At 34.3% G+C, this 14,733-nt stretch carries 11 protein-coding genes; 6 read left to right on the top strand and 5 right to left on the bottom strand.

The window, feature by feature from the left end; translation table 11 throughout:
- Positions 1-134: 134 nt before the first annotated feature.
- The 4 genes from EJA19_RS02510 to EJA19_RS02495 all read left to right on the top strand — a co-directional run bounded on the left by EJA19_RS02510 (position 135) and on the right by EJA19_RS02495 (position 7,278).
- Positions 135-1,169, top strand: a complete 1,035-nt coding sequence (locus EJA19_RS02510; protein ID WP_125466763.1) for a flavin-containing monooxygenase — start codon at positions 135-137, stop codon at positions 1,167-1,169.
- A gap of 92 nt (positions 1,170-1,261) precedes the next feature.
- Positions 1,262-1,651: a hypothetical protein gene (locus EJA19_RS02505; protein WP_125466762.1), complete on the top strand. Its 390-nt coding sequence runs from the start codon at positions 1,262-1,264 to the stop codon at positions 1,649-1,651.
- Positions 1,652-1,716: 65 nt separating this feature from the next.
- The gene (locus EJA19_RS02500) at positions 1,717-6,036 is read left to right on the top strand and encodes a CusA/CzcA family heavy metal efflux RND transporter (protein ID WP_125466761.1); all 4,320 of its coding nucleotides are present in this window, start codon (positions 1,717-1,719) and stop codon (positions 6,034-6,036) included.
- Positions 6,037-6,129: 93 nt separating this feature from the next.
- Positions 6,130-7,278 (top strand): efflux RND transporter periplasmic adaptor subunit, encoded by a 1,149-nt coding sequence (locus tag EJA19_RS02495; protein WP_125466760.1) that lies wholly within the window; start codon positions 6,130-6,132, stop codon positions 7,276-7,278.
- Between the two features lie 76 nt (positions 7,279-7,354).
- Here EJA19_RS02495 and EJA19_RS02490 read toward each other — a convergent pair whose 3' ends face one another.
- Both EJA19_RS02490 and EJA19_RS02485 read right to left on the bottom strand, forming a co-directional pair.
- Positions 7,355-8,896, bottom strand: a complete 1,542-nt coding sequence (locus tag EJA19_RS02490) for a glycine--tRNA ligase (RefSeq protein WP_125466759.1) — start codon at positions 8,894-8,896, stop codon at positions 7,355-7,357.
- Positions 8,897-8,959: 63 nt separating this feature from the next.
- Entirely contained in the window at positions 8,960-9,760 is an 801-nt protein-coding gene (locus EJA19_RS02485; protein ID WP_125466758.1) for a hypothetical protein, read from the bottom strand.
- 141 nt (positions 9,761-9,901) lie between these two features.
- Between EJA19_RS02485 and EJA19_RS02480 the strand changes: the two genes are divergently transcribed.
- Complete coding sequence (locus tag EJA19_RS02480) at positions 9,902-10,579, top strand: ComF family protein (RefSeq protein WP_125467127.1); 678 nt, start codon at positions 9,902-9,904, stop codon at positions 10,577-10,579.
- Positions 10,580-10,640: 61 nt separating this feature from the next.
- Complete coding sequence (locus tag EJA19_RS02475) at positions 10,641-12,272, top strand: Ig-like domain-containing domain (protein ID WP_125466757.1); 1,632 nt, start codon at positions 10,641-10,643, stop codon at positions 12,270-12,272.
- On the opposite strand, the gene EJA19_RS02470 is transcribed toward EJA19_RS02475, so the two are convergent.
- From EJA19_RS02470 to EJA19_RS02460, 3 genes are all read right to left on the bottom strand, one after another.
- On the bottom strand, positions 12,232-13,011 hold the full coding sequence (locus EJA19_RS02470; protein WP_125466756.1) for an amidohydrolase: 780 nt from the start codon (positions 13,009-13,011) through the stop codon (positions 12,232-12,234). The two genes, EJA19_RS02475 and EJA19_RS02470, sit on opposite strands and share 41 nt — an antisense overlap.
- A gap of 1 nt (position 13,012) precedes the next feature.
- Complete coding sequence (locus EJA19_RS02465) at positions 13,013-13,489, bottom strand: hypothetical protein (RefSeq protein WP_125466755.1); 477 nt, start codon at positions 13,487-13,489, stop codon at positions 13,013-13,015.
- 74 nt (positions 13,490-13,563) lie between these two features.
- Complete coding sequence (locus EJA19_RS02460) at positions 13,564-14,706, bottom strand: methionine aminotransferase (protein WP_125466754.1); 1,143 nt, start codon at positions 14,704-14,706, stop codon at positions 13,564-13,566.
- Between the last annotated feature and the right edge of the window lie 27 nt (positions 14,707-14,733).

The following is a 14,733-nucleotide window of genomic DNA, read 5'->3' as shown; positions in this document are numbered from 1 at the left end:
AACCCTAAAACACCAACTTGAAGTAATAAGTGGGAATTATAGGAAATATGTGTAATGTTTAAAAAATACACGCCGCTTCAACTTGTATAAAACCACGAAAAGATGTATACTCCCCAACAACCACAATTGTATACATGAAGGATTTTATAATAATTGGTGCAGCTCAAGCTGGACTTTCTATGGCGTATTTTTTAAAACAGCGTAACAAAGATTTTTTAATCATAGATAAAGAAGACCAAATTGGCGCCTCTTGGCTTAACCGTTGGAACTCATTAAAATTATTTACGCCAACCGAATTTAATCATTTGGCAGGCATGCCTTTTCCTGCCCCAAAAGGACATTATCCAGATAAATATGAAGTTGCCGATTATTTTAAAGCTTATGTAAAAAAATTTGATTTTCCAGTACAATTAAATACCCTTGCTGAAAGCATTGAGAAAACAAACAATCATTTTATTATAAAAACCAATCAAGGCAATTTAACATGTAAAGAAGTTATTGTGGCGACTGGACCGTTTCACATCCCATACACACCGAAGTTTCACAACAAACTTTCCGAGGAGATGTTTCAAATACACAGCAATTATTATAAAAATCCAGAGCAATTACAAAAAGGGGCAACTTTAGTTGTTGGTGGTGGCGACAGCGGGTTTCAAATTCTAGATGAAATTTCTAAAAACACCTCAGAAACCACCTATTTTTCTGGAGACACTAACATAAGAACCTTGCCTCAAGAAATTTTAGGAAAAACACTTTGGTGGTGGTTTACCATAACAGGTTTTTTGAGTTTTAGTAAAAACTCATGGATAGGTAAAAAGATTAGCAAGTCTAAACAACCCATAATTGGCACCGATGTCAAATCTATTATTAAACGGGATAATGTTACTCCTGTAGGTTACACTTTAGATGCAGATAATAACACGATTAAAACCTCTAAAAAAACACTTAACGATGTTAAAAACATTGTTTGGGCAACAGGCTACAAACCCAATTTTAATTGGATAAAAAATATTGAACTTAATCAAGACGGCTACCCAAAACACCACAGAGGAATAAGCACTACAAAAGGACTCTATTTTATAGGATTACCATGGTTACACACAAGAGGATCTGCTACTTTAGGAGGCATAAAAAAAGATGCCAAGTATTTAGCAAAAAGCATTTTATAGCTTAATACGTTAATTATAAACATTCTATATTAGCGTTACTATGTAACTTTTGTCACAGATAAATACCTAATTTTTTATAATTTCGTGCTGTTATGAGTAAAGTTGTGGCATTAACATATTCGCTTTTAATTCTTCTACAGAGTTTTAATATTAACTTAGAAGACATTAATAAAATTAATGCCTTGATGGAACATGCCCAATTTCATAAAGAAATGTATGGTGATTCGTTTGTTCAGTTTTTAGCGGAACATTATGGCGATGCAAAAGAGAACCACGAAAGTCATCACAGAGAACATGAAGACCTTCCTTTTAAAGATTGTCATCACCTTTGCACACACATTAATGCAACTTTTATTAGCCCAAATACTTCCTTTAAAATAAGTAACGAAGAATTTATTGAAATTCCTTGTAACTTCTTTTACAAAGAAAGCTTCACATCCTTTGAAAAACCTACAGTTTTTCAGCCCCCAAAACACGCATAATTTTTAAAAAAACGATGCTGATTTATTAAATCAGATAAATCTTAATTTTTAATTAATTATGAATCATGTTAGAAAAAATCATAAAATTAAGCTTAAACAATAAGCTAATCATTTTCCTATTAACAGCGTTTATTATTGGTTTCGGAATTTTCTCTTTAACCCAAATTCCTATTGGCGCTGTACCAGATATAACCAATAATCAAGTTCAAGTTATCACAACATCACGTAACTTGTCTACTCAAGATGTCGAGCAATTTATCACCTACCCTGTCGAGTTAGAAATGGCTAATTTACCTGGTGTTGAAGAAATTAGATCGGTATCTAAATTTGGGCTTTCTGTAGTTACTATCGTTTTTGAAGACGATATGGGAACCTATCTTCCAAGGCAACTTATTGCCGAAAAAATAAAATCGGCTTCCGAGAAAATCCCCGAAGGTTTTGGCTCTCCAGAAATGGGGCCAATTACCACAGGTTTAGGCGAAATTTACCAATACATTTTAGATGTAAAACCTGGTTATGAAGATCAATATACTATAACCGAATTACGTACCATTCAAGATTGGATTGTGAGACGTCAATTATCGGGTATTCCTGGGGTTGTCGAAGTCAATACTTGGGGTGGTTATTTAAAACAATACGAAGTTGCCATTAACCCAAATAAACTAAACGCTATGAATATTACGGTATCGGAAATTTACGATGCCTTAGAAAAAAATAATAGTGTCGCCGGTGGCGGATATATTGAAAAAAGCAACGAAGCCTATTTTATACGCGGTGAAGGTTTGGTAAAAAACCTAAAAGACATTGAGCAAATCGTGGTTAAAAACCAAGGTGCTCCTATTTACATTAAAGATGTTGCTTCCGTTGGTTTTGGTGGCGCCACACGTTTTGGTGCTATTACCGGTAATGGTGAAGGCGAAAAAGTGCTCGGGCAAATTATGATGCTTAAAGACGGGAACTCCAAAGCTATTATCGATGCCGTGAAAGAACGCGTTGCCTCCATTCAAAAAACGCTACCAGAAGGTGTTTACATAAACGGGTTTTTAGAGCGTAGCGAACTCATAGGAAAAACGACTTTTACCGTTTCTGAAAACCTCATTTTAGGGTCGCTAATCGTGATTTTTGTTGTGGTTTTATTGTTGGGTAATTTACGCTCTGGATTAGTAGTGGCATCGGTTATTCCGTTAAGCTTATTATTCGCAATTTCTCTAATGAATATTTTTGGTGTCGATGCCAATTTAATGAGTCTTGGCGCCATAGATTTTGGTATTATCATTGACGGCGCTGTGATTATTGTCGAGTTTATTGCTTTTAAAATTATTACACAAAGCGACCAACTAAAAACACTTTCAAAAGTAGAAAAACAGTCGAAAATCGATCAAATCACCTTAAAAAGTGCTTCAAAAATGATGAATTCGGCCATTTTTGGGCAACTTATCATCTTAATTGTATTTATCCCCATTTTATCATTAAGCGGTGTAGAAGGCAAAATGTTTAAACCCATGGCACTCACGTTTAGCTTTGCGTTAATTGGCGCAATGCTATTGTGTTTAACATATGTTCCTGTCGTATCATCATTATTCTTAAAACCCAAAAAGCCAAGCGATAAAAATATTTCGGTTAGGTTAATGAAAGTCTTAAATAGTTGGTACAAACCATCTATACATTGGGCCTTACAACACAAAAAGCTAGTTGTTGTTTTGGCTAGTGTTTTACTTGCCTTAAGCGTTTGGGTTTTCAGTAAAATGGGTGGCGAATTTGTACCTACATTGGACGAAGGCGATTTTGTTATTCAACCCGTTTTAAAAACGGGAACATCATTAGGAAAAACGATTGAAATAACCACCAAAATCGAACAAATTCTACTAGACAATTTCCCCGAAGTCGATCAAGTTGTGACGCGTATTGGTGCCGCCGAAGTACCAACAGACCCAATGTCTATGGAAGAAAGCGACGTCATAATAAAACTAAAACCAAAAGACGAATGGGTTTCGGCAGAAAGCAAAGACGAATTAGCCGATAAATTTAAAGAAGCACTCACCGTAATTCCTGGTATGGAAGTGGAGTTTACACAACCTATAGAAATGCGTTTTAACGAGCTTATTACAGGAGTTAGAGCCGATGTGGCCATTAAAATTTTTGGTGAAGATTTATCCATACTAGCCAACAAAGCAGACGAAGTAAAAGAATTAATTAAAGATGTTGAAGGCGCTTCGGATATTGTTATTGAAAAAGTAGAAGGCTTACCACAAATGAGCGTAACATTCAACCGCAGTAAAATTGCGCGCTACGGACTTAATATTTCCGATGTTAATCAAATGATTTCAATGGGATTTGCTGGCGGCACAGTAGGAAGCATTTTTGAAGGTGAAAAACGTTTTGACTTAGTGATGCGCCTAAATAAAAACAACCGAAAAAACCTAGCTAGCCTTCAAAACTTATATGTCGATACACCTAATGGTGTTAAAATTCCATTAAGCGAATTAGCCGATATAAAATACACCACCGGACCTGCAAAAATTTCAAGAGACGATACTAAACGTCGTATTGTTGTTGGTATTAATGTGCGTAACCGCGATTTGCAGTCCGTTGTAGACGATGTAAGAAATATTCTTGAAAACAACTTACATTTACCTGCGGGATACAACGTAACTTATGGCGGACAATTTGAAAATTTACAAAGTGCCAAAGCGCGATTGCTTGTTGCTGTGCCAGTGGCATTGGCTTTAATATTTATCTTACTGTATTTTGCTTTTGGCTCTGCCAAAGAAGCCTTATTGGTGTATTCTGCCATCCCATTATCGGCTGTTGGCGGCGTCCTATTACTTTGGCTACGTGATTTACCGTTTAGTATTTCTGCTGGCGTAGGGTTTATTGCACTTTTTGGTATTGCTGTGCTTAATGGTATTGTGCTTATTGAACATTTTAAAGAATTAAAAGAACAAGGCATAGATGATATTGAAGAACGTATAAAAATTGGTACTGCCGATCGATTAAGACCCGTATTGCTAACAGCTTCTGCTGCAGCACTTGGATTTTTACCAATGGCTGTATCTACCAATGCTGGTGCCGAAGTACAACGCCCCTTAGCCACGGTTGTTGTTGGGGGTCTTATTACCGCAACCGTTTTAACTTTAATTGTCCTGCCCGTACTTTATGCGTGGTTTGAAACAAAAAAAGAATTAAAAATGAATAAAACAGCCATTATTGGCATTATAGGTTTCTTTTTTCTAACTAATGTTAATGCGCAATCAAAATTAACTATTGAAGAAACTTTAAGCCTAGCTATTGAAAACAATGCGGGTTTAAAAGCTTCTAACCTAAAAGTAGATGAAAGCAAAGCGTTAGTTGGAAGCGCTTTTAATTTTGATAAAACATCTGTCTATTACAGTTACGACGAAAACAATCTAGCTGTAAACAACGAACCGCTTAAAGTTTTTGGTATTGCACAAGATTTTAAATTCCCAACCATTTATTTTGCTGATAAAAAAGCCAATAAAGCCAAAGTTGGTTTGGAAGAAACCCATTACAATTTGCAATTACAGCAACTACAAAAGGCTGTTTATGCTAATTATTATCAATTAAGCTACGCAAAAAACAAGGTGAAAACCTATAAATATTTAGATAGTTTGTATCAAGATTTTGCTAGAAAATCGGAGCGTCGTTTTGAACTAGGTGAAACTAATTATCTGGAAATGATTACCGCCAAGTCCAAACAAAAACAGCTAGAAACTTTATACAAACAAGCCTTAAAAGAAGTCGCTTTTTCAAAAGAACAACTAAAAAGTGTCGTGCAAGTAGATACGATAGATATTGTGGACCAACCTTTACAACAGCTAGAACTACAAAGTATCTCAACAACCGATAACCTTGGGTTACAATATTTTGAAAATGCTAAAACCTATCAAAAAGCAATATATAGCAAAGAAAAACAAACCCTCTTGCCCGATATTAGTGTGGAATATTTTCAAGGCTCTAACAGTCAATTAAACGACAACATTCAAGGCTATCAATTGGGATTGAAAATTCCGTTATTGTTTTCTGGAAATGCCTCGAAAATAAAAGCATCTAAAATTGCGCGAGATATTGTAGAACAGCAAGAACTAGATTATAAAACAAAACTAGAAGCTAAATACCAATCGCTTATTGCAACACTCGAGCAACATAAAGAAGCTGTTAATTACTATAAAAGCGAAGGAAGCACTCTAAAAGAGCAAATTATAAAAACGGCCAACCGGACGTTTAAAGAAGGGGAGATTAACTTTTTTCAATACATACAAAGTCTTGAAAATGCTAGCGAAATCGAGCTCTCTTATCTTAACGATTTAAACGCTTACAATCAAACCGTAATACAAATTAATCACTTGATATTAAATATTAACTAAAATGAAAGCCCATAATGGGCATTTGGCAAATAGAGACCAATAACTTTAGAAAAGTAAATAACTGAACCAATAGTTCTTGAAAATTTTAAACCTATGAAAAACATATATATCCTTCTTTTTTCGCTTGTATTCTTAGCCTGCGGAAATAAAGAAAACAACTCAGATTCTATTGAGCAAAAAACAACCAAAAGTAACATTGTAACCGTTACTAAAGCTCAATTTGACAGTGAAAAAATGGCTTTAGACAGTATTAAAACCTTGCAGTTTAACAATACAATACAAGTTACAGGAATGATAGATGTTCCGCCTAAAAACAAATCCAGTATTACCACATTTGTAGGTGGTTATATTTCTCACACGCCTCTTTTGGTTGGTGATGAAGTAAAAAAAGGACAACTTTTGGTCAGTTTAAAAAACCCTGAGTATGTCGAAATCCAGCAAGGCTACTTGGAAATTGCCGAGCAACTTAATTATTTAAAAGCTGAATACGACAGACAAAAAACACTTTACGATGAAAACATAACTTCAGAAAAAAACTATTTAAAAGCTCAAAGCACCTACAAAAGTAGCTTGGCAACTTACAATGGCTTACGCAAAAAATTACAGATGATGAATATTAACCCTAAAACTGTTGAGCAAGGGCAAATTACCTCAACTATTAACTTGTACGCACCAATAAACGGACACGTTACCAAGGTAAATGTTAGTAATGGTGCTTATGTGTCGCCAAACGATGTGATTTTGGAAATTGTAGATATAGATCACATTCACTTAGAATTATCGGTGTTTGAGAAAGACATTATGCATATTAAAAAAGGGCAAGACATTCAATTTAAAATACCCGAAGCTTCCAACGATACTTATAAAGCCGATATTCATTTGGTTGGCACGACAATAGACGAAACCACAAGACGTGTGAAAGTTCACGGTCACGTCGATAATGATGAGCAAAACTTTATTGTTGGTATGTTTGTAGAAGCCAATATCATTACTGGAAGTAACTCAGGAATGGGACTACCCAAAGAAGCCCTAACCTCTGTTGATGATAACAACTATATTCTTGTTCTAGATGAAAAGCTAGATAATGAATATCGTTTTAAAAAAATTGCCGTTGACATAGGACAACAAAACGAAAACTCTGTAGAAATTTTAAACTCGGAAGCCTTAAAAAACAAACCTATTTTGGTTAAAGGCATTGGAATGCTTTTAAATGATAATGAAGGCGGTGGACATAGTCATTAAGTAATGATAACAAAAACACCCAAGCGTTTCACTTGGGTGTTTTTTATTTTATAGATGCTTTCTTTTGAAAACAAAATTACATCTTCATTAACCACTCTTTTACGTCGACTTCTTTTTTAATAATGTCGCGTAATTCTTCAATGTTAACACGTTTTTGCTCCATAGTATCACGATGGCGAATGGTAACCGTGTTATCTTCCAAAGTATCGTGATCTACAGTAATACAAAATGGTGTCCCATTGGCATCTTGCCTACGGTAACGACGCCCAACAGCATCTTTTTCGTCGTAACTTACATTAAAATCCCATTTTAAATCATCTACAATTTTCTTGGCAATTTCTGGTAAACCATCTTTTTTCACCAACGGTAACACAGCGGCTTTGGTTGGCGCTAAAACGGCTGGTAATTTTAATACTGTTCTTGTGGTATTGTTGTCTAATTCTTCTTCCATTAAAGCATTAGAAAATACCGCCAAAAACATTCTATCTAAACCTATTGAGGTTTCAATAACATAAGGCACATAGCTTTTGTTCTCTTCGTGATCGAAATACTGCATTTTCTTGCCTGAGAATTTCTCGTGTTGGCTTAAATCGAAATCGGTACGCGAATGGATGCCTTCTAACTCTTTAAACCCAAAAGGAAATCTAAATTCTATATCGGCAGCAGCATCGGCGTAATGTGCTAATTTTTCGTGGTCGTGAAAACGGTAGTTATCCTTTCCTAAACCAAGTGATAAATGCCATTTCATTCGGGTATCTTTCCAAGACTCATACCATTCTTTTTGCGTACCTGGCTTTACAAAAAATTGCATTTCCATTTGCTCGAACTCACGCTGACGGAAGATAAACTGGCGCGCCACAATTTCATTTCTAAAGGCTTTTCCTATTTGGGCAATACCAAACGGAATTTTCATTCGTCCTGTTTTTTGAACATTCAAGAAATTAACAAAAATACCTTGTGCGGTTTCTGGACGCAAGTATAAATCCATGGCAGAATCGGCCGAAGCACCTAACTTGGTGCCAAACATTAGATTAAACTGTTTCACATCGGTCCAATTTTTAGAACCCGAAACAGGATCAGCAATGTCCAATTCTTCAATCAATGCTTTCACATCGGCTAAATCTTCATTTTCTAAAGACTTCCCTAAGCGTTTTAAAATGGTGTCTATTTTTTCTTGATACCCCAACACTCTTCCGTTTGTGGAAACAAATTCTTCTTTGTTGAAGGCATCGCCAAAGCGTTTTTTGGCCTTTTTGATTTCTTTTTCAATTTTAGCCTCAAGCTTTCCGCAGTAATCTTCTACAAGAACATCGGCACGATAGCGTTTCTTAGAGTCTTTATTGTCTATTAATGGATCGTTAAAGGCATCGATATGCCCAGAAGCTTTCCAAGTGGTTGGATGCATAAAAATAGCTGCGTCCAAGCCTACAATATTATCGTGCATTTGTACCATGGCTTTCCACCAATAGTCGCAAATGTTTTTTTTAAGTTCTACACCGTTTTGAGCGTAATCGTAAACAGCACTTAGTCCGTCGTAAATTTCACTACTTTGAAATACGTAACCATACTCCTTTGCGTGAGCGATTACTTTTTTAAATTGATCGTCGTTATTTGCCATGGCACAAAAATAAAAAACCGTTCTGACAAGAAGAACGGTTTGTACAAAAATATATTTGGTAAATTAATTGAGTTTCAGTTGTGTTTTCCCTAAAAAATAGGATTCTTGAAAAATGCTTACTAAATAATCGCCTTTTATAAGTTTGCTGTCCTTGTTCACATCAATCTTTGCACAAACCTCCTGCTCTCTTTTAAGGTTATTAACCGTAGTTTTTCCGCTGTAAGCCAAAGATTTATCATTAAAACTGGCAACACCTTTACCTGCAATTACTTGGTGGTTTGGATCTAGTATTTGCACATAGATGGTTTTGTTTCCTTCGGGTACAAACGTGTTATTCTTTAGATTAAAACAAACTTTAATATGATCTGCTTTGTCTGCTTTATTAGTTGGATAAATAGCGTTTAAGCTTACTGTTCTTAAAGCTTCTGCCTTTATACTTGTAGCCTGTAAGGCTTCTACAGATTGTATTGTTTGTTTTAAGTTTTTATTGACTCTCTCTAAGGAATCTATTAGTGTAAAAAGCGCTTTATTTTGCTTTTTTACTTCGCTTAATCGGGCTTTATACTTAGAAAGCGACGCGACATTGGCTTTTTCTATATTAAGTGAATCCTGAACAAGTAACAACTGCTGTTTTGATTTTTTAAAATCGCTTTGCAATATATTCTTATTAAGACTTAATGTTTCATACAGGGTAATTATTTCGGTTAATTCACTCTGAACCAAAGACCTTTCTTGTTCTAAAAAATCTTGCTGTTCTTTTAAAGCGTTGTAGTTTGCCAAACTATACGACCCTAAAGCAACAATGGAAAACAACAATGTACCGATAATTAATCTGTAGTTAAATAATTGAGGGGTAACTATCATCTTAATTTCTAAAAAAATGGATTAATCAATTGTAAACCACAAAATTAAGAACATGTAAAGAGTTTTTTAATTTTTATCGATAAAACGGTAAAAAAATTGTTAAACTTGTTTTATCAACATTATGAAATCGTTATAAATACCATGTTTGAAAGTATTATCCGACTATTTTTTCCTGATGTTTGCCTAGCTTGTACCCAAATGTTAACCGATAATGAAATTTATATTTGCACGTCTTGCAGACACAATCTTCCGGTTACTAACCAAGAATTTGGTAAAAATAACAGTACTTACAAGGCGCTTTATGGACGTGTTAAAATAGAATCGGCTATATCGTTATTACGTTTTGAAAAAAAGGGCATTACACAAAAATTGTTACACAACCTAAAATATCGAGGTTACGAACAGGTTGGTGTTTTTTTAGGGAAGTGGTTAGGGGAAACCATTAAAGAAACTTCTCTTAAAAAAGATATAGATATTGTTATTCCTGTACCTATTCATAAAAAGAAACTACGAAAACGAAAATATAATCAAGTTGATAAATGTTCGCATGAAATTGCTTGTGCTTTGGAAGCCAAATACTACCAAGATGTGTTAATAAAAGTTCGTAATGTAACATCGCAAGTAGGTAAAAAACGATTTAAAAGGTGGTTGTCTAATCAAGAAGTATTTCAACTAAAAAATGCTTCTAAAATAGAGAATAAGCATATTCTTTTAGTTGACGATATTATTACTACTGGCGCCACTATGGAAGCTTGTATTTCTATACTACATCAGGCGAAAAATGTTAAAATAAGTATTGCCACTATGGCAATCGCTTAAGGACAGTTTATTTAATGATAAATATATTGTTTCTTTGTATTAAAATAGAGGTGCCCAAAACATGAAGAAATACTTTTACAACGTTTTACTTATCGTTTGCCTGTTACTTATGGCTAATTGTGCTAATAGAGGGCGCCCAAGTGGTGGACCAAAAGACGTTACACCTCCAGAAATTGTTAGAGCGACTCCTAAAAACTTCTCTACCAATTTTGAAGGAAACGAAATCCGCATTTACTTTAACGAGTTTATTAAAGTAAATAACATTCAAAAACAGCTTATTATTTCGCCACCAATAGAGCCTGCACCAGAAATAATTCCTTTAGGAACCGCTAGTAAATATATTTCTATAAAAATTAACGATACACTTGAACCCAACACAACGTATGCATTTAATTTTGGTAATAGTATTGTAGATAATAACGAAGGAAATCCTTATCCGTATTATCGCTATGTTATTTCAACAGGAGATTACATTGATTCGCTTTCGGTAAAAGGGAATATTATCGATGCCACAAAACGCCAACCAGACGATTTCGTTTCTGTTATGTTGTATGAAATAGACTCCACGTATTCCGACTCTATTGTTTATAAAGAAAACCCTAAATACATTACCAATACACTAGATAGCACTACCAATTTTTCTATAAATAATATTAAAAAAGGAACCTATTTGCTCGTTGCTATGAAAGATGAAAACCAAGACAATAAATTTCAACAGAAAGCAGACAAAATAGGATTTCATAACACCTTTATTACTGTGCCTTCCGATACAACTTACACGATAAAACTTTTCAAGGAAAAAACCGATGATAGAATTATAAGACCACGCTTAATTTCTGGTGAAAAAATAGCATTTGGTTATGAAGGCGATTACAAAAATTTCGATATTAAATTACTCTCTAAAGTATCTGATAGTTTTAATTATCGCATAACAAAAGACCCTAAAACCGATTCGCTTAATTTCTGGTATGTTCCTAGACTTAAAACCGATTCTTTAATATTTAAAGTCACTAATAACAAAAATTACACAGAAGAGTTTACCGTAAAAATAAGCGAACAATCTCGCGATACGTTAAACATTACTCCAGAACCTAAAGGAAGCATAAATTTTAGCGATCATTTTAGCATTACAGGTAGTACACCATTAGTCGATTTAAAAAAAGAACACATTACTATTCTTGATAAAGACTCTACAAAAGTAGATTTTAAAACCCGTTTAGACACCTTATCAAACAAGTACTATCTTGAATTTGATAAAACCGAAAAAAACAAATACAACATTACTTTTTTACCCAATAGTGTTACCGATTTGTTTGGTAATAGCAACGACACGCTAAGCTATAATCTTTCAACTAAAGAATTTTCCGATTATGGTAATGTTCGCGTTAATTTAAAAAACGCTACTTACCCAGTAATTATTCAATTAACCGACGACAAAGGTGATGTGGCTTTTGAAAAAATAAGTAACAAACCCGAACCTATAGATTTTAGAAACACTACGCCTGGGCAATATTTTTTAAGAGTTATTTTTGATACAAATGGCAACCAAGAATACGACTCGGGTAATTTCTTAAAAAAACAACAACCTGAACGCGTAAGTTATTATCCAGAAAAACTTGATGTGCGCTCTGGATGGGATTTAGTACAAGAATTTATTCTATCTGAAAGTGATCCCGATCCTCTAAAAAATTAAATTTTTTACGATTTTTATTAATATGATCTTTTGAAAGTGATATTACTTCAACTGTTTCTTTGCTTTCAGGAATAGTATCTATACGATTCCCTAACACATTAAACGCCATAGAATGGCCATTGTATTCATGGCCATTACCATCTAGTCCAACACGGTTTACTCCTATACAATACGTCATGTTTTCTATGGCACGTGCTTTTAACAGAGCGTCCCATGCATGTATGCGTATTTTAGGCCAATTAGCCACATAAATTAGCACATCGTAATCTTCTGTATTTCTAGCCCAAACAGGAAAACGCAAGTCGTAACAAATCATTGGGCAAAGTTTCCACCCTTTGTAATTTACAAGCAGTTTTTTTTTGCCCGCTGTATAAACATTATCTTCTCCTGCTAGTGAAAACGTATGCCTTTTATCGTAAAACTCTAAATCTCCATTAGGAAACACAAACAATAATCTGTTGTAAAAATTATTTTGGGCTTCTATTACCAAACTCCCAACAATAGCAACCTTGTTGTCTTTGGCTTGTTGTATCATCCAATTTACCGTTTTGCCAGTCATTGGTTCTGAAACTTCAGAAGCATTCATAGTAAACGCAGTAGAAAACATTTCTGGTAGCACAACAAGATCTGCATCTTTAGAAATGGTTTGTATTTTATGTGCTAAGTTTGTTCTGTTTGTTATAGGATTTTCCCAAACCAAATGGGTTTGTACAAGTGCTATGTTTAGGGTGTTACTCAAATTATAATTTATTTAGGTTCTCTTTGGCTTCTGCAACATCTTCGGCTAATTTTTTAAGCTTCTTAGCCCATTTTTCTTCATCATTTGGCGACAATTTTCCGTTTTTATGAAGACGCTCATATTTATTTTTTTGATCTTTTAATTTTTCCTTTGCGTCAAAAAAAGCTTCTCTAGCATCTTCTTTTTCTTTTAATTCTTTTTCTATTTCTTTTTGTTGCTCTTCAGCTTCTTTTTGTGCTTTTTCTAAAGCTTCTTGTTGTTCTTCAAGTTCTTCTTGTTTTTCTAGGCGTTCTTCTAAAGTATCTAAAATAGCGTCTCTTCTGTCTTTTTTTAACGTTTCTGTAACTTCTGTGCCATCTTTAAAAATCTTGTCGCCTTTCACTTCGTAAACTTCATGATTATCCATAATTACTTTATGGGTTGTACCACATGAAAGTATTAAAAACATTAGAAAAACAACACTTAATAACTTTTTCATAATTTAAATAGTTTAATTTATGATTTAGACACAAAAATTGAAAAAAGTTACTTTTTTATTATTCTTTAACAAACTTATAGACTACATAAAATTTTTGCAGCTTTCTCTAGTGTTTCATCGGTTTTGGCAAAACAAAACCTTAAAACGCTATCATCACGATTGTTTTCGTTGAAACCTGATAATGGAATAGACGCCAATTTATAATCAACCGTTAATCGTTTCGCAAAATCTACATCGGACTCGTCTGTTATATTAGAGAAATCTACTATTTGAAAATAAGTTCCTTTTGATGGTTTTACTTTAAATTTTGAATCCTTAATTAATTTTAAAAATAAATCCCGCTTCTGTTGATAGAATGCCGAAAGCTCTAAATAATGACTTGGAGTTTGCATGTAATCGGCTAATCCTTTTTGCATGGGATGGTTTACCGAAAACACATTAAACTGATGTACTTTCTTAAACTCTTTCATTAATACTTCTGGGGCACAGCAATACCCCACTTTCCATCCTGTATTATGAAATGTTTTGCCAAACGAAGCCGTTATAAAACTACGCATTTTTAACTCGGAAAATAAACATACGCTTTGGTGTTTTTCATCATCAAAAATAATATGCTCATATACTTCATCACTTAACACAATAATATTGGTGTTTTTGGTTAACTCCTGCAATTTTAGCATATCACTTTTAGTCCATAATGTTCCTGTAGGGTTATGTGGCGTATTAATGATAATCATCTTGGTTTTAGAAGAAATTTTTGCTTCCACGTCGTCCCAATTCACTAAATAATTAGGCGCTTCTAATTGCACCGAAACAGTTTTGCCGCCATGCAATGTAATCGCTGGTTCGTAACAATCGTAAGCTGGTCTAAAAATAATAACTTCATCTTCTAATTTTACAAAAGCAGAAATAATGGTAAAAATGGCTTGCGTAGCTCCAGCGGTAACGGTAATCTCCGTATCGGTCTGGTAACTACTGTTATATAGTGATTGAAATTTGTTGGCTATGGCCTGTCTTAATTCCATATTTCCGGCCATTGGCGCATATTGATTATAACCAGAATGCATAGCCTGCGTAACGTATTCCATTAATTTTTTATCACTTTTAAAATTGGGAAACCCTTGTGATAAATTTATCGCATCGTGCTTGTTTGCTAAAGCACTCATTTCTGTAAAAATGGTCGTGCCTACTTGGGGTAATTTTGAAATATGTCTCATACTTTTAAAGGTAAGAACTTCTTTCTA

Source organism: Mangrovimonas spongiae (genome assembly GCF_003944795.1).
Lineage (GTDB): Bacteria > Bacteroidota > Bacteroidia > Flavobacteriales > Flavobacteriaceae > Mangrovimonas > Mangrovimonas spongiae.
This window is presented reverse-complemented; position numbering and strand designations above follow the sequence as displayed.

What these genes read in the sequence shown, in the direction of transcription:
- EJA19_RS02500 (WP_125466761.1), top strand. Translation starts at nt 1,717, where the DNA reads ATGTTAGAAAAAATCATAAAATTAAGCTTAAACAATAAGCTAATCATT.
- EJA19_RS02490 (WP_125466759.1), bottom strand. Translation starts at nt 8,896, where the DNA reads ATGGCAAATAACGACGATCAATTTAAAAAAGTAATCGCTCACGCAAAG.
- EJA19_RS02460 (WP_125466754.1), bottom strand. Translation starts at nt 14,706, where the DNA reads ATGAGACATATTTCAAAATTACCCCAAGTAGGCACGACCATTTTTACA.
- EJA19_RS02505 (WP_125466762.1), top strand. Translation starts at nt 1,262, where the DNA reads ATGAGTAAAGTTGTGGCATTAACATATTCGCTTTTAATTCTTCTACAG.
- EJA19_RS02495 (WP_125466760.1), top strand. Translation starts at nt 6,130, where the DNA reads ATGAAAAACATATATATCCTTCTTTTTTCGCTTGTATTCTTAGCCTGC.
- EJA19_RS02480 (WP_125467127.1), top strand. Translation starts at nt 9,902, where the DNA reads ATGTTTGAAAGTATTATCCGACTATTTTTTCCTGATGTTTGCCTAGCT.
- EJA19_RS02485 (WP_125466758.1), bottom strand. Translation starts at nt 9,760, where the DNA reads ATGATAGTTACCCCTCAATTATTTAACTACAGATTAATTATCGGTACA.
- EJA19_RS02510 (WP_125466763.1), top strand. Translation starts at nt 135, where the DNA reads ATGAAGGATTTTATAATAATTGGTGCAGCTCAAGCTGGACTTTCTATG.
- EJA19_RS02475 (WP_125466757.1), top strand. Translation starts at nt 10,641, where the DNA reads ATGAAGAAATACTTTTACAACGTTTTACTTATCGTTTGCCTGTTACTT.
- EJA19_RS02465 (WP_125466755.1), bottom strand. Translation starts at nt 13,489, where the DNA reads ATGAAAAAGTTATTAAGTGTTGTTTTTCTAATGTTTTTAATACTTTCA.